The sequence below is a fragment of the Pseudoalteromonas sp. GCY genome, from assembly GCF_016695175.1.
Classification (GTDB): domain Bacteria; phylum Pseudomonadota; class Gammaproteobacteria; order Enterobacterales; family Alteromonadaceae; genus Pseudoalteromonas.
Genome location: NZ_CP068022.1, coordinates 549,766 through 567,732, shown reverse-complemented (window position 1 = coordinate 567,732; position 17,967 = coordinate 549,766). Strand labels below are relative to the sequence as shown.

At 43.9% G+C, this 17,967-nt stretch carries 11 protein-coding genes; 8 read left to right on the top strand and 3 right to left on the bottom strand.

Features of this window, described 5'->3' with window-relative positions:
• Positions 1 to 173: 173 nt before the first annotated feature.
• The gene (locus tag JJQ94_RS02230; protein ID WP_099030830.1) at positions 174 to 2,021 is read right to left on the bottom strand and encodes a choice-of-anchor I family protein; all 1,848 of its coding nucleotides are present in this window, start codon (positions 2,019 to 2,021) and stop codon (positions 174 to 176) included.
• A 318-nt stretch (positions 2,022 to 2,339) separates the two neighbouring features.
• Between JJQ94_RS02230 and JJQ94_RS02225 the strand changes: the two genes are divergently transcribed.
• The 4 genes from JJQ94_RS02225 (at position 2,340) to JJQ94_RS02210 (ending at position 9,398) form a co-directional block, all read left to right on the top strand.
• Complete coding sequence (locus JJQ94_RS02225; RefSeq protein WP_201435424.1) at positions 2,340 to 4,256, top strand: CHRD domain-containing protein; 1,917 nt, start codon at positions 2,340 to 2,342, stop codon at positions 4,254 to 4,256.
• Between the two features lie 197 nt (positions 4,257 to 4,453).
• Positions 4,454 to 5,830 carry a glycerophosphodiester phosphodiesterase family protein gene (locus JJQ94_RS02220; RefSeq protein WP_099032053.1) on the top strand — a complete coding sequence of 459 codons (1,377 nt, stop codon included), beginning with the start codon at positions 4,454 to 4,456 and terminating at the stop codon, positions 5,828 to 5,830.
• A gap of 517 nt (positions 5,831 to 6,347) precedes the next feature.
• A complete protein-coding gene (locus JJQ94_RS02215) occupies positions 6,348 to 8,093 on the top strand; it encodes a methyl-accepting chemotaxis protein (protein ID WP_099032054.1) in 1,746 nt (581 codons plus the stop codon).
• A 273-nt stretch (positions 8,094 to 8,366) separates the two neighbouring features.
• Positions 8,367 to 9,398 carry an IS110 family transposase gene (locus JJQ94_RS02210; RefSeq protein ID WP_201435420.1) on the top strand — a complete coding sequence of 344 codons (1,032 nt, stop codon included), beginning with the start codon at positions 8,367 to 8,369 and terminating at the stop codon, positions 9,396 to 9,398.
• Between the two features lie 347 nt (positions 9,399 to 9,745).
• Here JJQ94_RS02210 and dgt read toward each other — a convergent pair whose 3' ends face one another.
• Positions 9,746 to 11,269: a dGTPase gene (gene dgt / locus JJQ94_RS02205; protein ID WP_099032044.1), complete on the bottom strand. Its 1,524-nt coding sequence runs from the start codon at positions 11,267 to 11,269 to the stop codon at positions 9,746 to 9,748.
• 605 nt (positions 11,270 to 11,874) lie between these two features.
• Here dgt and JJQ94_RS02200 point away from each other — a divergent pair.
• The 4 genes from JJQ94_RS02200 to JJQ94_RS02185 all read left to right on the top strand — a co-directional run bounded on the left by JJQ94_RS02200 (position 11,875) and on the right by JJQ94_RS02185 (position 17,391).
• Complete coding sequence (locus JJQ94_RS02200) at positions 11,875 to 12,477, top strand: class I SAM-dependent methyltransferase (RefSeq protein WP_099032045.1); 603 nt, start codon at positions 11,875 to 11,877, stop codon at positions 12,475 to 12,477.
• A gap of 4 nt (positions 12,478 to 12,481) precedes the next feature.
• Positions 12,482 to 15,460: a DEAD/DEAH box helicase family protein gene (locus tag JJQ94_RS02195; RefSeq protein WP_099032046.1), complete on the top strand. Its 2,979-nt coding sequence runs from the start codon at positions 12,482 to 12,484 to the stop codon at positions 15,458 to 15,460.
• Between the two features lie 28 nt (positions 15,461 to 15,488).
• Complete coding sequence (locus tag JJQ94_RS02190; RefSeq protein WP_099032047.1) at positions 15,489 to 16,247, top strand: hypothetical protein; 759 nt, start codon at positions 15,489 to 15,491, stop codon at positions 16,245 to 16,247.
• A 65-nt stretch (positions 16,248 to 16,312) separates the two neighbouring features.
• Positions 16,313 to 17,391, top strand: a protein-coding gene (locus JJQ94_RS02185; RefSeq protein WP_201435418.1) for an IS3 family transposase whose coding sequence is annotated in 2 segments (ribosomal slippage) — positions 16,313 to 16,565 and positions 16,565 to 17,391 — 1,080 coding nt in all. Because the reading frame shifts where the segments join, the coding sequence is not laid out codon by codon here.
• A 35-nt stretch (positions 17,392 to 17,426) separates the two neighbouring features.
• Here JJQ94_RS02185 and JJQ94_RS02180 read toward each other — a convergent pair.
• The gene (locus JJQ94_RS02180) at positions 17,427 to 17,942 is read right to left on the bottom strand and encodes an IS110 family transposase (RefSeq protein ID WP_201435423.1); all 516 of its coding nucleotides are present in this window, start codon (positions 17,940 to 17,942) and stop codon (positions 17,427 to 17,429) included.
• Positions 17,943 to 17,967: the final 25 nt, after the last annotated feature.

Genomic DNA, 17,967 nt, shown 5'->3' with positions numbered 1-17,967 from the left:
AGCTTGAATGTGTTATGGGAGCGGGTTCACCCCGCGATCTTTTCCCCAATAATCGCCGCGTAAAGCACCTCCTACCAAGAGCTTGAATATGGTGTGGGAGCGGGTTTACCCCGCGATCTTTTCATCAAGATCGGCACATAGAGCGCCTCCCACTGCAACATAATGTGAATGATTTATTTTTCAGCGATTTGCCATACCGCAACTGAGCCGGAAATTTCATTACCGATCACCAATAAGGCTTCGCCAGTTGCACTTTTGTCGGCAGGAATAAATGCCATGCCCTCTGGGGCTAAGTCGCCACTGATTTCGGCATCTTCAACTAATCCGCGGTTGTAAAAATAATCTTCAAACTTAACATCGTAAGGGTTGGTGATATCGTAAACCATGATACTACCCATGCGCTCTAAGCCAACGAATGCAAAAGTGCGTTCACCAATTTGACCTAGCGCTAGTGCTTCCGGCTCTGGGCCTTTTGCATCGGAGCGCGTATCGCCTTCATTGGTATCTTCATCATTGTTAAATTGTGCGCCATGCACGGAGGCTGTGATCCGCTCGATTTGATCGCCAGAGTCAAACACCACAAGGCCGTTGCTATCCCAAATGGTGAATGAACGTGCACCATAGGTGTACAGCGCTTCATATTGGCCGTCATTATTTTCATCGCCTTTCACCGTTGTAACTTTAAGGCGACCAATGTCGTCATCGTCATTATTGAGATAGGCAAAGTTGCTTGCTAAGGTAAGATCTTCGGCACGGCTCTCATCAATGTACGCTAAACAGCCATCGTCTTTATCGTAATCTAGGCCACCTTTTGCGGTGCAGTCGGCTTCATCGGCAGCATCAAAAAAGTATTCTCTACCATCACCTTCATTAGCAGAGACAATAAAGTTAGCGCCTTTCCACGTGTAGCTGGAGATAGTGTCTGGCTGATACATGCCGTAAAGACCGGGATACTTTTTAAAATTGATCTTTTTATCTTTATCCGAGGCATCCATGGTGTAATTAGACCAGTCTTTGAATCCCAAACCGACTAAATTAAGGCTATTGTCATTTAGATCTACGATAGCGAGTGCGTTGTTTTCTTGGATTGAAACATATGCGAAGCGGTTGTCTTTAGAGATGGTGACATATTCCGGTTCTAAATCCATCGCAACTGTCGTATTAATAAGTTTGCCATTGATAGTGCGACCAGTTGGATTGGCGAAGACAATGCCTTGTGCTTCTAGCTCAGCTTGCTTGGTGTTAAATGCGCTAAAGTCTAATTGTGTTGCTGTATTTGCAACTACGCCGTTTGTAATGTTGATAATGCTGATGCTACCTTCAGGATCAACGCTGTAGTCACCTGCGGGTTCCCCTTCATTTGCGACCACGACTTTGCTGCCATCATGAGTAAAGGTAACCATATCAGGTAATGCACCCGCCGTTACATTTTTAACAAAGGTAGGGGTTGCACCTGAGATATCATAAAAAGCGATTTGTCCTGCGTCACCCGTAGTCTTGGCAGCCATTGCAACCGCCAATAGTTGGTTGTTTTCGTCAACTGCAATGCTGTTAGCGTCGCCGGGGGTATTGTCGTTTAAGTTGATTGTCATGGCTGATGTTAAATTTGTAGCGGTAATAACACCTTCATTATTTTTGACCAGAGCGGCCGTATCAAAGCTGGTTGCTGGAATAACTTCAACCACAGCGGCACTGCCTGAACTATTAATGGCATATATCCATTTTTTGGAAGCTTGGTAAGCGACAATTTCAGCGGCGCCTTCAGGGCTTTCTGCATTAAGTACTGCGCGTCCCACAAGACTTATTTCAAGCATGCTATTGGCGTTAGTGCCATTGGTTCCGTCTTGTCCGTTTGCTCCATCTTGGCCGTCGGAGCCATTTGTACCATTTTGTCCATCGTTACCATCTTGTCCGGCAACGCCTTGTTGCCCTTGCGAACCCGTGGCGCCATCGTCACCATCAAGTGAACAGCCAGTGAGAAGAGAAAGCAAAGAGAGCGCGATAAGTGAGTGCTTAAACATAAAATATCCTGATTATTATTGTTAAAGCTGCTACTTAATCACAAAAAGATGACTCTTATATGGCAATGAGGTTTCACAATTATTGTGAGAAATTCATTGATATCACTGAGCTGGATGTAATGCCATTCAAGCGTTAGTACCATAGGTATCAATAGATGATCAGGCAAAAGTTGGTATTGCGATTGGTGCAATTAGGTACAGACAAAATATATACAATAATTTTGCAAATTTGATGAACTTTTATTCAAACCTGTTCGTAAGGGTTAGCTATGGGTGACAAAAGTCATTCTTTTTAACCGAGTCTACAGGATGAGTATAATGAAAAAGTTTATAGTAAGTGCCAGCCTCATGCTTCTAATGGCATGTAGCGATAACGACGATAACGATACGGTTACACCTCCGCCACCGCCGCCAGTCCAAGAGTTTTCAGCGACTAAGACCTTTGAATTGATGTTATCAGGAAAGCAAGAAGTGCCGATGAATACGTCAATGCAAACCGCTTCCGCAACAGTTGAACTTGATGAAAATCTGATGCAATTCAGAGCAACACTCGACTACAGCAACGTCGAAGGTTTTAGTGCTGCACATATTCACGATGGTGATTTGGGGGCGAATGGCGATGTGGCATTCGCCTTTGAAGCATCAGATGACAATAAGGTGAGTATTCCAATCACAGATCTATCTGAGGATCTAATTGAGGATATGCTGGACGGTGATTGGTATATCAATCTACACACCGAGGCCTTTCCAAACGGCGAGTTACGAGCCCAGATCGTGCCTGACACGGTAAGCGTGATCACCTTCAAATTAGATGGCTCACAACAGGTGCCAATGAATGAAAGTAGTGCCACGGGGTATGGTTATGCGTCATACGACAGCGCTGATGGCGAGCTTTACCTTCGCGCGGTCACTATGGGCGTTGATGATGCCACTGCTGCACATATTCACACTGGCCGCATTGGTATGAACGGCGATGTACTTGTGGTGTTAGAGCAGGACGACGAAGTAATGACAGATTGGGTAACGCCCGATGACACGATGATCGACGAAGCGACGTTGAATGTTTTGCTCTCGGGTGGACACTACGTCAATGTTCACACGCCAGAGCAGCCAAATGGTGAGATCCGAGGCCAAATTCTGACTGACAATTACGCAGTTGCTACGTTTGACTTATCCGGCAAACAAGAAGTGCCAGCAGTAGCAACAATGGCATCCGGTGACGGCTATGCCCTTGTTAACACTGATAACTATGAAGTAGAACTCAGAGTTGTCACTAGCGGTGTTGAAGATGCAACGGCAGCACATATTCATACTGGTCGAATTGGCATGAATGGTGATGTTTTAGTTGGCCTTGAGCAAAGCACCGATGATATGAATGTGTGGATGACGCCAGACAACACCATGATCAATGCCGAGATTTTTGCGGTACTCGCATCGGGCGGCCACTATGTTAATGTCCATACCCCTAGCAATCCCAGTGGTGAGTTACGTGGCCAAATTCTTACCAGCAATTATGCACTCGCTACATTTGCGCTTTCAGGTCAGCAAGAGGTTCCTGCGGTATCGACAATGGCTTCAGGGGACGGCTATGCCCTTGTTAACACTGATAACTATGAAGTAGAACTCAGAGTTGTCACTAGCGGTGTTGAAGATGCAACGGCAGCACATATTCATACTGGTCGAATTGGCATGAATGGTGATGTTTTAGTTGGCCTTGAGCAAAGCACCGATGATATGAATGTGTGGATGACGCCAGACAACACCATGATCAATGCCGAGATTTTTGCGGTACTCGCATCAGGTGGTCACTATGTTAATGTGCATACACCAGCGAATGCGAGTGGTGAACTCCGTGGGCAGATCCTCACTGACAACTACACTTTGGTAGCGTTTCCATTGAGTGGCGAGCAAGAAGTCCCAGCCGTTACAACCACAGCCACTGGTAGTGGATATGCTTTGGTAAATCGAAATGGCTTTGACCTTGAATTACAAGTCCTCACCTCAGGTGTTGCCGATGCAACGGCTGCGCATATACATACTGGTATTACTGGTGAAAACGGCCCTGTTTTACTAACGTTAATGCAAGATAGTAGTGATGCCAATCGTTGGATGGCTCCGGCCAATGCAGCATTGACAGCGGAAATATTTGCGATTCTGGCAGGCGGTGGTCACTACGTGAATGTACATACACCAGCAAATCCAAGTGGTGAGTTAAGAGGCCAAATAGTTAATTAATCGCTTAGATAATTATCTCGCATCAAAGAGTCTGTTAAGTGCAGGCTCTTTTTCTTTATATTCCAATTACAACCATTATCCAGTCAGGGTAGTTATATTTAGTTAAAAAAATGTAACAAAAAAATCATGATTTGTTCCCATAATCGTAATGCAAAGCGTCTAGCGTAAGCCTTCTTTAAAATAACATTGGTATTACAATGAATAAGATAAGCGTTTGTTCTGCGCTCGTAGCTGCATTATTACTGAGTGCATGTGATGATGATTCTGTGGAGGTTGTACAGGTTGAAAAGCCGGTGATCACAACGGAGACTGAAATAAAAGTAGTTGAAGTTCCGGTAATTGTGGAAGTGCCAGCAGGTAGCGCAAGTGCCATGCAAGTGGGCACACGTCCTGATTTCTTAATTCAAGATATGGAAGACAGTGCACTCAAAACCAAGCTTGAGCAGTGTGCTAACGGGCCTTTTTATAAAACAGACTTTTCAATTGGACACCGTGGTGCGCCAATGCAGTTTCCTGAACACACCAAAGAATCTTATATTGCGGCCGCTAAAATGGGTGCTGGGATTTTAGAGTGTGACGTTGCCTTTACTAAAGACAAAGAGCTGGTTTGTCGCCACTCACAATGTGATTTACACACTACAACAAATATTTTAGCAACGGATTTAGGCCAAAAATGTACGACCCCATTTGTACCTGGCGATCCTGAAAATGGGATTGCAGCCCAAGCTATGTGTTGTACTAGCGACATTACTTTGGCCGAGTTTAAGACATTAAAAGGTAAAATGGATGCCGCGAACTCAATGGCGACAACCGTAGAGGAATATATGGATGGCACGGCAAATTGGCGCACTGACTTATATTCGAGCCGTGGCACCCTAATGACTCATGCTCAGAGCATCGAGTTATTTAAAAGTTTAGGCGTGAAAATGACGCCAGAGCTGAAGACTCCGTCTGTCGCTATGCCTTTTGACGGTTTTACACAAGAAGCCTACGCACAAAAAATGATAGACGAATATAAAGCTGCAAATGTAGATCCAAAAAATGTATGGGCGCAGTCATTTAATCGTGACGATGTCGTCTATTGGATAAAAGAAAATCCAGAGTTTGGCGCACAGGCTGTGTATTTGGACGACAGATACGAAGCGCAAGCAGTAGACAATGAAACCATGGTATCAGCAGAGCAAATCGTGCATAACCCGGAGCTATTGTCACCAACGATGGAAGAGCTTGCAGCGGATGGCGTTAACATTATCGCACCGCCACTTTGGATGTTATTAACCGAAGAAGGAGGAGAAATCGTACCCTCACCTTATGCCAAAGCTGCAAAAGCCGCAGGGCTTGGGATCATCACTTGGACACTAGAGCGCTCTGGCCACCTAGCCAGCGGCGGTGGTTGGTACTACCAAAGCATCAACGGCAGTCTGTCAGGTGCGGCGATGATAAATAATGATGGCGATACCTTTAAAGTGCTAGATGTATTGGCCAAAGAGGTTGGCGTAATCGGCGTATTCTCTGATTGGCCTGCAACGACCACCTATTATGCAAGCTGCATGGGCATGCCTGCCAGTATTTAAGCGGTGTTAATTGTGGTACGAGCGGGTTCAACCTGTGAGCTCGTCTCTAATGATCGCCGCCTAAAGCAGCTCCTACCAAGGGTTTGAGTATATGGTAGGAGCGGATTTACTCCGCGATCTTTTTTTAATTATCCCGCGATCTTGTCTCTAATGCTCGCCGCCTAAAGCGGCTCCCACCACGGGTTTGAGTATATGGTAGGAGCGGGTTCATCCCGTGAGCTCGTCTCTAATGATCGCCGCCTAAAGCAGCTCCCACCACGGATTTGAGTATGTGGTAGGAGCGGATTTACTCCGCGATCTTTTTTTAATTATCCCGCGATCTTGTCTCTAATGCTCGCCGCCTAAAGCGTCTCCTACCACGGGTTTGAGTATATGGTAGGAGCGGGTTCACCCCGCGATCTTTTGATTTGGTTCTCACTGTTATTATGTTAACTCCGTTTGTTCCTAATTCTATGCTAGAAGAATCTCAACCCCTGCACTAGTCTTTATTATGAACGCTTCAATAAAGGCTAGAATCATGAAGTTAAACTCTATCCGTATCCTCATGACCGCTATCTTCGGTGGTATTATTGTTTTTGTCGTTATCGTTACCCTTTTGGTTGTCAACATGTATAACGCGTTGCTTGATTTCGAACAAATGGCAGACAACCGTTATAAAGCCTATCAACTGGCCGACGAATTAAGACAAAGCTCCGACGATTTAACGCGATTGGGCAGAACCTATGCGGTAACTGGCAACGATAAATACGAAAAGATGTATATGGATGTATTAGCGATTCGTAATGGTGAAAAGCCAAGGCCTGAAGGCTACCATAAAATTTATTGGGATCTGGTGCTTAATTATGGCGAGAAACCAAAACCAGATGGTCAACGGGAGGTATTACTCGATGCCATGAAAGCGGCGGGTTTTAGCCAAAAGGAGCTCAACTACTTAAGTGAGGCACAAGCCAATTCCGATGGCCTTGTTGCATTAGAAGTTGAAGCCATGAACGCCGTAAAAGGTAAGTTTAAAGATAGTGCTGGTAAGTACACCATTCAAGGCGAGCCCGATTTGAACAAAGCGGTTAAGCTTACTCACAGTGATGATTATCATCGCTATAAAGCCAACATTATGAAGCCGGTTGAATCGTTTTTCACTGAACTTGAAAACCGCACCAAGCAAAACGTTGTGCAAGCCCACAGTGCTGTAGAGTCTTATGTTTTGTGGGCTATGGTGATGTTAGTGATAACCGTATGCTTCAGCTTATTCGGTGTGTATTTAGTTCGTCGTCGTATTGTGAAACCGATAGAGTTACTTGGTAGAACTTTTGAAGAAATAGGTAGTTCAAACGATCTCAGAAAAACGGTAGACGAAAGCGGCGCGACTGAGATTAAAGCGGTAGCCAGTGTCGTAAATCGTATGCTTAGTAGTTTTAAAAATACGGTAAAGAATATCGGCTCAGCTGGTGGCGCGATGTCACAATCTTCCAAAGAAGTGGCGCACTTTATTCGCAGTAATAAAGAGATAAGTGAAGAACAAAACGCCCGTCTTGAAACCATCGCCACGGCTGCGGAAGAAATGACCGCAACACTCAATGAGGTCACGTCCAGTACAGTGAGTACCGCAGATTATGCCAATCAGGTTGAACTTGAAGCACAGCGGGGGATGGAAGTGATGTCGCAAACCAGTCAGCAATTTAGTGATTTGTCAGTGCGCTTTGACGAAACTGCGAATATTATCTCTGAGTTGACTGAGCAAAGTGACCAAGTGTCAAATGTAGTGAGCGTGATCCAGGCTATTGCAGAGCAAACTAACCTGCTTGCATTAAATGCTGCCATCGAAGCGGCAAGGGCGGGAGAGCAAGGCCGCGGTTTTGCTGTTGTTGCAGATGAAGTAAGGACCCTTGCACAGAGAACCCAAAAATCCACAGAAGAAATTCGCGATATCATCAACCAGCTGCAAACCAAAGCGGGGAGTGCGAATACCGCTATTCAGCAAAGCCAGCATCAAGTGCAAGCGACGGAAGAGCAGGTGATGGTATCTTCCGAAGTGCTTGATAGCATCTTTGAAGCTGTAAGCAAAATCAAAGACTTGACTCAAGGTGTTGCCACTGCTTCACAAGAGCAGTTATCGGTAACCGAAGACATTAACACCAATATCAATGGTCTGAGTGATATTTCTAAAGAAGCGATTAAGCGGATGAATGAGTTTATGGCCATTGTTGAGCAGTTAGAGCAAACCAGCCACCGCCTCAACGACAATGCAAGGGAGTTTACCGTTTAGCACGTAGGAAGCACTTTACGCGGTGGTCTTTTTTCTAATGCTCGCCGCATAAAGCGGCTCCTACTAAGAGTTTGAATATGTAGTAGGAGCGGATTTACTCCGCGATCTTTTCAACAAAATCGTGGGGTAAACCCACTCCCACCGCATATCATTACCGCTGGATAACTCCTCAAATGTCACCGCTGGTAGGAGATGTATGGACTCCTCCCCCTTATCGGGAGAGTACGGTATAAAGATATTGCAAAACACTTTTACCAAATAAGGAGTCCATACATGACACAGTCTAATTTAATTGCTATCGACTTGGCAAAAAACATTTTCCAGGTGGCACAGCTGAAAGGCAATAAACTCAAGTTTAATAAGCCAATGAAACGCGAACCTATGCTTGAGTTGCTAGCAAAAACCGAGGGTTCAAAGGTCGTGATGGAAGCTTGTGGTAGCGCCCAGCATATTGCTCGCAAAGCACTGTCACTGGGGCACGACGTCATGTTGCTTCCCCCTAAGTTCGTAAAAGCGTTTAGGCAAGGCCAAAAAACCGATGCAAACGATGTCCTCGCCATTGCCAGTGCAAGCCAAGCATACAACGTGAAGCCCTGTAAAATCATGACAGTTGAAGAGCAAACGTTGCAGTCACTGAGCCAAGCGAGAACCTTAGTAGATAAACAAAAGACCCAGCTTTCAAATCAAATACGTGGATTGCTATTAGAGTTTGGTGTTGTCATTAATCAAGGCGATGCAGCGTTAACACAAGCGGTTCCAGATATTTTAGAAGATGCTGAAAATGCGCTCCCTATCGCATTAAAACAAGCACTCGCGGTGAGTTATGACCTATATAAAACACAAAGCAACGCTAAAGCACAGCTACATAAACAAGTTGAAGCGATAACCAAGCAAAATGACAGTTGCCAGCGTTTAATGGCATTAGAAGGCGTTGGCCCAATTACCGCGATAGAGCTGCTATCCTTTTTAGGCAATACTTCACAATTTAGTGATGCCAGAGGGGCTGCAGCATGTGCAGGTGTTACACCGACCCAGCACTCATCAGGCGGAAAAGCCAAGATAGGGCATATCCCCAAAAGACGAGGCAATACATTAAGGAAAAACCTGTTTCTCGGTGCAAGAACGGTAGTCAGCAGGCTAAAACATAAAGAAGCGACCACAGAGAAAGAACGCTGGATAAAAAACCTACTCGCCAAGAAAAGCGTGAAATGTGTTGCCATTGCATTGGCCAACAAAACGGTTAGAACTGCCTATGCCTTACTTAAAAACGGTTCAACATACGAGCCAAAAATCTTAGCGGCATAGCACTGAGTAACAGAAGAAAAAATCAAGATAAACAGAAAAAGAAAGCAAAAAGTATACTGAGATTACCCCCAGTATTGAACAAGCCAAGATAGAGCATTAAGCGGTGAGACCCACCCTTGAGAGCCTGTTAAACCGCAGGTGTATACAAATACCGCGTAGGAGATAAGGCACAAGGGCGCGAATACATCAAAGAGGCCGAGGTAGCACCTCATCAAGAGCCCGGATATAAGCACGCAATCACACTAATAATGCTAAAAATGGCTTGTACAATTGGAGGAGTCCATATAAGCCGCTTTACGCGGCGATCTTTTCAACAAAATCGGCGATCACTCCCTCAAACATCAACCTCAATCCAACGCGGTCAAGGCACGGTAGGTATCATAAGCAAATTGGTCAGTCATACCGCTAATAAAATCCTGAATAAGGCGGCAGCGATAATAAAACTCAAAAATCGGCTCGGCTTGCTCAGCCTCACTAAGCTGCGCGACCGTCTCGCGGTATACCGCAACATACTTTTTGGAAATTCGATTAATCAATCGCGACTCTATCGCAAAGTCATGGTCGCCACTTAATGCTGCGTGAAACTCGTCGGCGTGTAAATCAAGCACCCGCTGATATTCATTCAATATGCTGCTGGTGATCTTATAGCCTTGAAGCTCTAACTGCTCGACTTCTTTATTCGAGAATACCTTGTTGGCCGCCACCGTTTTCAACGACTTTACAATGGCATGGAGGTGGCTGTTATCCTCCAGTAACGAAGCGTTAAAACTCCCTTCGTAGATCGCATCAAGGTTGTCGATAAAACGCGTTTTGGCATGTTCTGCAAGCGGGTGCAACAACCCCACGCGGAGCCAAATAAAAAACTCATTATCAAAATTCGCCATATGCTTGCTGGCTTTGTCATTGGCATAGTGCAGCTTTTTACTCATAAGCTCTAACAGCTTGTCATCGGTGATCCCAAACCCAGCGGCGATATTTTGATATTCCTCTATTAAACAGCCCGTTAACTCATCTACGCTAATAATGCCTTTTTCTACAGCGTCTTCCATATCAGCAAGGCAATAAGCAATATCGTCAGCCGCCTCCATGATATAAGTCACAGGGTGGCGATTACCCACTTGGATCTGCAATTTGTCGCACAGCTCACTGACAAAACCACTTTCACTAAAATAGTATCCCGCTTTCTTTTGCAGATAAGACTTATCGATGGCCACGGTTGATTTAGGTGTAGTCGCGCAGCGGGTATACTTCATCACAGTGGCACATTGTGAATAGGTAAGATTAAGTCGAGAAAGCGTATGAATAACGCGAATGGCTTGGGCGTTACCCTCAAAACTACAAATATCGAGCAGTAACTCCATTTCTTGATTCAGCACCGCCAGATCCGACGCTTTGCTCTCCTTTGAGCCATACCTAAGCGCCGCCCGAGCACTTTTTGCAAACTGTTGATGCTGGCTCAAATAGCGCTTAAACCAATCATTGATAGCGGCCTCGCCAAAGTGACCAAACGCAGGGTTACCAATATCGTGCATCAAACAGGCCATTTCAGACAGAGTAATCAAACACTCAGACAAATCCACCTGCTGGCAGTTTTTATCTTCATATTGCAGCAAATTTTGCTTACCTTGCAGTCCCAGCGCATCAACAATTTTTTTAGCAATGTAACGGCCGTTTTGCTGCACCTCCAGCGAGTGCGTTAAGCGCGAACGCACAGCCGCATTACGCTCAAGCGGAAACACTTGGGTTTTTTGTTGCAGTCGTCTAAGCGCAGCACTGTTGATAATACGCCCACGGTCGCTCTCAAGGCTACTCGCCTCACTACCACCGGTATTATAAGAACGCTCGTTTGTTATTTTATTTTTGAAGTGCATGCCACTTTCCTGTTGAAACCCAAGCTACATTTCCAATGTAGGTGAATGTGGAAAAGTTGTAAACCGAATAGACACCTTGCACAGTCGCTCTAAAAGTAAAACATCATACAAAGTAAGGTAGCGCAGTACCTCTGCACCGAGCTAACAGCAGCCAAAACACCAGCTAAGCCAGCAAAGTGATAAAACTAGCTGTAATGCGTTGTAATAGGCTAGCTCATCTATATTTGTTACTTTTATGGGTTTGGTTTAACCCTTGTGTTAATAGTCTGGCAAAAAATATCTAACACTTTGGTGGTAAAAACACCTGGATTTGACGCAAATCACTACAAAACGCACGGATTTTCGGGTTTAATACTCTCAGCATTCGTTTACATCTAATTTCAAATGAATATATACAGCGGTTAAGGATGAAGTAACCGCTCACGAACAGGATCTTTATGCGTTTGAGCGTTTACCTAACCATTTAGATTAGCAAGATTAATTACAGTGGTTTCGCATTGGCAACGGACGGCAAACGCGAACTCGCAGAGTTTTAGTGATGACATGGAAATCATACTTATCGTCATTTACACTGCGCCACAAAATGAAGTTACTTTAGGTAAAAGATGTCCGAAATCACGCTCGCTTATTACGACCAACATGCAGATGAATTTGCAAACTCAACACTTAATGTGGACATGCAACCGCTTTATCAGGAGTTTCTTCCAGAATTCCCAAAGCGTGATAAACGTCATATTCACATTTTAGACGCCGGTTGTGGTAGTGGCCGCGACGCTGTCGCGTTCAAACAACTTGGCTATGAAGTCAGCGCAATGGATGCGTGCGAAAAACTAGTGAAGATTGCCGCTACACAACTAGGCCAACCAGTGAGACACCAATTCTTTGAAGAGATACAAGATATTGCTGCTTTTGATGGTATTTGGGCTTGTGCCAGTCTTTTACATGTTGCAGAGAAAGACCTGTCCAATGTTTTTGTGAAGTTACAAGACGCGCTTAAACATCATGGCGTGTTGTATGTTTCGTTCAAATATGGTGCTGGTGAACGAGAGCACAATGGTCGCAGATTTACAGATCTTAATGAAGACGGATTATCAAAAGTTATCACCGCATGCCCAAATCTCAACATCATCAAGCTATGGGTGACGGAAGATAGAAGACCCAACCGCGATAACGAGCTTTGGTTAAACGCTCTGCTTCGGAAGGATTAATCAGGTGAGCAGCAATAACCAAGGAGGAAAACTTGCGCTGTGCACGGATAAGCAACTTTATATTGGGGGCGATGACCCTTTATTGCCTGCACTGCTCCATGCCATAGAGCAAGCTGACGAGATTGAAATAACCGTTTCATTTATTCAGCGCTCTGGTCTTGATTTACTTTTTGATGCTTTGTATGACGCCTTAACAAACGGCACCACCTTAAAGTTACTTACGTCGGACTACCTAGATTTTACTTGCCCGTTCGCACTTAAAGAATTGATGACACTACAGACTTTAGGGGCTGATCTACGAGTATATGAAACTCGCGGAAATGAGAGTTTCCATATGAAGTCATACATTTTTACCAAAACCAAAGGTGAAGATGGTCAAATTTATGAGGGGAGTGCGTTTATTGGTTCAAACAATATAAGTGCAGTGGCGCTAACTCAAGGGTTAGAATGGTCTTTTCGGCATGATTTTATAGCTAGTCAGAGTGGTAATAACAAGGCAACGTTTTTGCAGTTTAAGGCTGCGTTTGCCAGTTTATTTACTCACCCTCAAACAACATGTTTAAGCTACCCGTGGATACAGCACTATCAAAAACGTCGTAAGAAGCCACAGTTCAAAACTGTTAGCAAGGTCGATGACGACATAGATATTGAGCCGATTGGCCCTAGACCTGAGCAGCAAGAAGCCTTAGAAAAACTGAATAACTCAAGAGCACAAAGCTATAAAAGAGGCTTAGTGGTATTAGCGACAGGAATGGGCAAAACTTGGCTTGCTGCTTTTGATGTTCAACAAGTAGGTGCTAAAAAAGTCCTATTTGTGGCACATAGAGAAGAAATCCTCAAGCAAGCGGCCAAGACGTTTACGCGATTAATTGATTGTACTGCAGGGTTTTATACCGGTAAGCAAAAACAAAGTGATGCCGACTTTTTGTTTGCCTCTGTACAGAGCATTGGTAAAACAGAGAGTTTGAGGCAGTTCACTGTCGATTATTTTGACTACATTATTGTTGATGAATTTCATCATGCGAGCAGTAAATTATACCGAAATTTGCTGTCTTACTTTGAGCCGCAATTCTTACTTGGTTTAACAGCTACACCAGAGCGAACGGACCAAGCCGATATTTTAAGCCTGTGTGACAACAACCTCGTTTATGAGCGGAATATGGTGCAGGGGATTGACGCCAAAACGCTCGCGCCGTTTCACTATTATGGTATTTGGGATGAAAGCGTTGACTATACCGCAATTCCTTGGCGTAACGGCAAGTTTGATCCAACCAGTCTAAACAACCAATTTGCGACAGAGCACAGAGCAAAACATGCTTTACAGCACTGGAAACAGTTAGCGCAAACACGCACGCTGGCTTTTTGTATTTCGACCACACACGCCGACTACATGGCAAACTACTTTAATAAAGCGGGAATTAAAGCGGCTTCAGTACATGGAAAGTCAAGCATAAAACGCAGTGAAGCACTCGCGCATTTAGCGTCTGGAAAACTACAAATTATTTTTAGTGTTGACCTGTTTAATGAGGGCACTGACTTACCCAGTATCGACACTGTGATGATGCTGAGGCCCAGTGAATCAAAGGTTTTATTCTTACAGCAATTAGGTCGTGGACTGAGAATCCATCAACAGAAAACGCATTTGGTGGTATTAGATTTTATTGGTAACCACCACAGTTTTTTGAACAAGCCTTATGCACTTTTTGGTACACATTCGCCTAGAGACTTAGTTGCTAAGTTCAGTAAAGACAACCAAGTAGTTCAGCTACCTGAAGGGTGTTTTGTAAATTACGACCTAGAAATTACTGACTTTTGGCAGCTACTCGCTAAAGAACAGCGAACCACGGCTCTTGATGATTATCAAAATCTAGCAGATCAGTTAGGTCATGCGCCTGATGCTTGTGAGTTTTTCCATGAGTATGGTGAGTTTAAGAAGATAAAACCCTATGGAAGTTGGTTTGAGCTCGTTGTAAAAGCAAAGAGCGTTAGTAGTATTTCAGCTAAGTGGCTTGCGCCCTACAAGGTGTTTTTAAAAGAGGCTGTCGAAGTGACCAGCATGACAAAATGCTTTAAAGCCATTTTGCTTGAAGCCTTTGTTCAGCTCGATGGTATAGCTTATCCTCCCACATTAAGAGCGCTGGCAGATAAGAGTTATGATGTGCTATTGCACTATCCTCAGTTAAGAAAGCTAGACATATCAGAAAAGGACAGAAGCAAAAGCAAAGGCGGTAAAGCTTGGTTCAACTATTGGTTTGATAATCCGATTAATGCTTTCACAGAAGCAAAAAAGCCTGCACATAAGCGCAAAACACACCACTGGTTTTCAATTGAACAAGCACCAAGTCAATCCATTGAAGAAGCACAGTTCAAACTAAACCTTAAAGTTGAAACGCAAGATATTGAACAACTGACCGATTGTATATTGGAGTTAAGCCGCTATCGCCTTGCTAGATATCTTCACACCAAACGTGACAGGCTAGCCGAACCCGAAAGTACACAGGCGGTGACAGATGATGCGATACCAAGCCAGCTACAAAGTACAGATGTTGCGGAAAACGTGGTACAGCTGCCATATTTTCCTAATTTGAAAATTGCTTGTGGTCACTTTAAAACAGGTGACAGCAGCGAAATGTCCTTCGTGCCTGCACCTCCGGGGTGTGGGAAAGTCGACCCTGAAAAACACTTCTTAGCTCATGCTAGTGGTAATTCTATGAACGGTGGGAAACACCCTATCTTCGATGGGGACTTGTTATTACTCGAGCGGATCACTTCTAGCAATGCAGGATCAATTACAAATACCACTATCGCCATCGAGCGCTTTGACGCAGCTGGCGACGAACAATTTTTACTACGAGATGTAAGAAAACAGATTGATGCGCAAGGTGAAGTAACCTACTTACTTGTGGCAAGAAACCCAGAGTATGCAGTAATGGAAGCCAACGATGAGTTTGTGACGTTTGCGCGGTTGAGAACGAGTTTATAACAAATATCTAGAAAGGAAACTGACTATTATGAGTAGAGATTTTGAACTATTTTTCGGCCTAGTGTCACCCATTGGTGTTAATGTGGATGGGGCAATTAAGACACTAAGCACTGCTTTGGTTGATTTTGGGTGTAGGGTTGAAGTTATTAATATTCAAAGTTTGACTGAATCCTTGAGTCACGAGAAGAGTATTTGCAGGAAAGAAATTGACTCTTTGGTGTCTTCAATGCCTCGCTTGCGAAAGTTAGTGGATGATGCAGCTATTCAAGGTGTTGATTATGAAGATATATATGCAAGACTTGCGGTCAATAAAATCAACGAATTAAGAAGTGGTAGCGATCTAAATTGTTACATTATTGAAGGTTTTAAACACCCCTCTGAAATTGAAACGTTTCGTAATATTTATGACAAGTCTTTTTATGCAATAGGTTTAACTTCCTCTGTGTCTGATAGGATTAGATACCAAATTGGACCAAGTGTTAATGAGAGTAGGAGTTTCCAAGCAGCAAGAGAAGTATATGAGGACTTCGATTTTCGTATAGAAAGTCGTACGTCCAAATATAAAAATAACACGGCAAAGGCATATCAACTTTCAGACTTTTTTATAAATCTGACAAGTAGCGAACATAGTGACTATTGTGTTGATAGTGAAATTCAAAGGATTGTTGACCTTATCTTCGGTGCTCCCACAATTACACCGCGCGAAGAAGAACATAGTATGTTTATGGCGTATATGTATTCCACGCGTTCAGCTGATTTGTCTAGGCAGGTTGGCGCTGTAATGTAACTCCCCCAAAAAATGAAACAGTTTATAAGTAGAATTTTCCATTAACTAAAATAGGAAAATTTATGATGAGAAAAAGCAAGTTCACCGAAACCCAAATTGTCAGCATGATCAAAGAAGCTGAGGCGGGTATTCCTGTTCCAGAAATCTGCCGCAAACATGGTATCGGCCAAAGTACGTTTTATAAATGGCGCTCAAAATATGGCGGGATGGAAGCTTCAGACGTTAAGCGACTTAAAGAGCTTGAAGAAGAAAACCGTAAGCTAAAAGATATGTTTGCAACGCTTAGCCTAAAGCACTCGATGCTTGAGGATATCATCGCAAAAAAGCTGTAAAAACAAGTAGGCGCAGAGCTTGGGTAGAGCATTTAAGAGCTCAATTTAACGTCAGCGTCGCATTTGCTTGTGAAGTGGCAGGGCTAAGCCGCTCAGTTTTTTATTACAAACATAAACGGCCGTCAGATGATGAAGTTATCGACGCATTACTTGCGCTGGTAGAGCGCCATCCTAGGTGGGGGCTGCCTAAGCTATTCAAAAGGCTTCGCAATAAAGGTAAGCCGTGGAATAAAAAGCGTGTTGAACGCGTTTACAACATGCTAAAACTAAACTTGAGACGTAAGGGGAAGCGCCGTGTTCCAACAAGAACACCTGAACCATTAAGTGCACCGACACAATATAATGAATCGTGGTCAATGGACTTTATGAGTGACGCATTAAGCTATGGACATCGTTTTAGAACACTGAATGTGCTGGATGATTTCAACCGACAAGCACTGGCGATTGAGGTCGATACAAGCTTAACTTCTGAACGAGTTATTAGAACGCTACAACAAATTATTGCTTGGCGAGGAAAACCAAAGCAGATTAGAGTGGATAATGGTCCAGAATTTACTTCAACGGCACTCGAAGATTGGGCAATGAAAAATGACATCAAGTTGGAATTTATAGAGCCAGGCAGTCCTTACCAAAATGGTTTTGTGGAAAGGTTTAATCGGAGTTACCGTGAAGAAGTGCTAGATTTATACTTGTTTGAGTCACTGCAAGAAGTACGTGAAATCACTGATGAGTGGTTAGATATTTATAATTATGAGCGACCTCATGATTCACTAGGTGATATGACACCGGTTGGTTACCTTGAGGCTGCATAAAATTCTACGAAATAGCTGTACTAAATTGGGTGGAGTTACACTCTGGCATCACTAAATTGTGAAGTATTGCCTAAAAAGGATAGCAGCTCTATCGCGGTAATTGGGCCAACGCCTTCTAATGCCATTAAACGCTGGCAACTGTCATTTTGCTTGGTTATCGCTTCAACTTGTTTATGTAGCTGTGCTTTAGCGTCGCATTGTGTTTTATTTTGTTTATCTATTAAGGCTCTCGCTTGACTCAATGATTGTAACGTTTGCTCTTCAACCGTCATGATTTTACAGGGCTTCACGTTGTATGCTTGGCTTGCACTGGCAATGGCGAGGACATCGTTTGCATCGGTTTTTTGGCCTTGCCTATACGCTTTTACGAACTTAGGGGGAAGCAACATGACGTCGTGCCCCAGTGACAGTGCTTTGCGAGCAATATGCTGGGCGCTACCACAAGCTTCCATCACGACCTTTGAACCCTCGGTTTTTGCTAGCAACTCAAGCATAGGTTCGCGTTTCATTGGCTTATTAAACTTGAGTTTATTGCCTTTCAGCTGTGCCACCTGGAAAATGTTTTTTTGCCAAGTC

Coding starts and splice junctions, on each gene's coding strand:
- JJQ94_RS02190 (WP_099032047.1), top strand. CDS start 15,489: ATGAGTAGAGATTTTGAACTATTTTTCGGCCTAGTGTCACCCATTGGT.
- JJQ94_RS02210 (WP_201435420.1), top strand. CDS start 8,367: ATGACACAGTCTAATTTAATTGCTATCGACTTGGCAAAAAACATTTTC.
- JJQ94_RS02225 (WP_201435424.1), top strand. CDS start 2,340: ATGAAAAAGTTTATAGTAAGTGCCAGCCTCATGCTTCTAATGGCATGT.
- dgt (WP_099032044.1), bottom strand. CDS start 11,269: ATGCACTTCAAAAATAAAATAACAAACGAGCGTTCTTATAATACCGGT.
- JJQ94_RS02230 (WP_099030830.1), bottom strand. CDS start 2,021: ATGTTTAAGCACTCACTTATCGCGCTCTCTTTGCTTTCTCTTCTCACT.
- JJQ94_RS02215 (WP_099032054.1), top strand. CDS start 6,348: ATGAAGTTAAACTCTATCCGTATCCTCATGACCGCTATCTTCGGTGGT.
- JJQ94_RS02220 (WP_099032053.1), top strand. CDS start 4,454: ATGAATAAGATAAGCGTTTGTTCTGCGCTCGTAGCTGCATTATTACTG.
- JJQ94_RS02200 (WP_099032045.1), top strand. CDS start 11,875: ATGTCCGAAATCACGCTCGCTTATTACGACCAACATGCAGATGAATTT.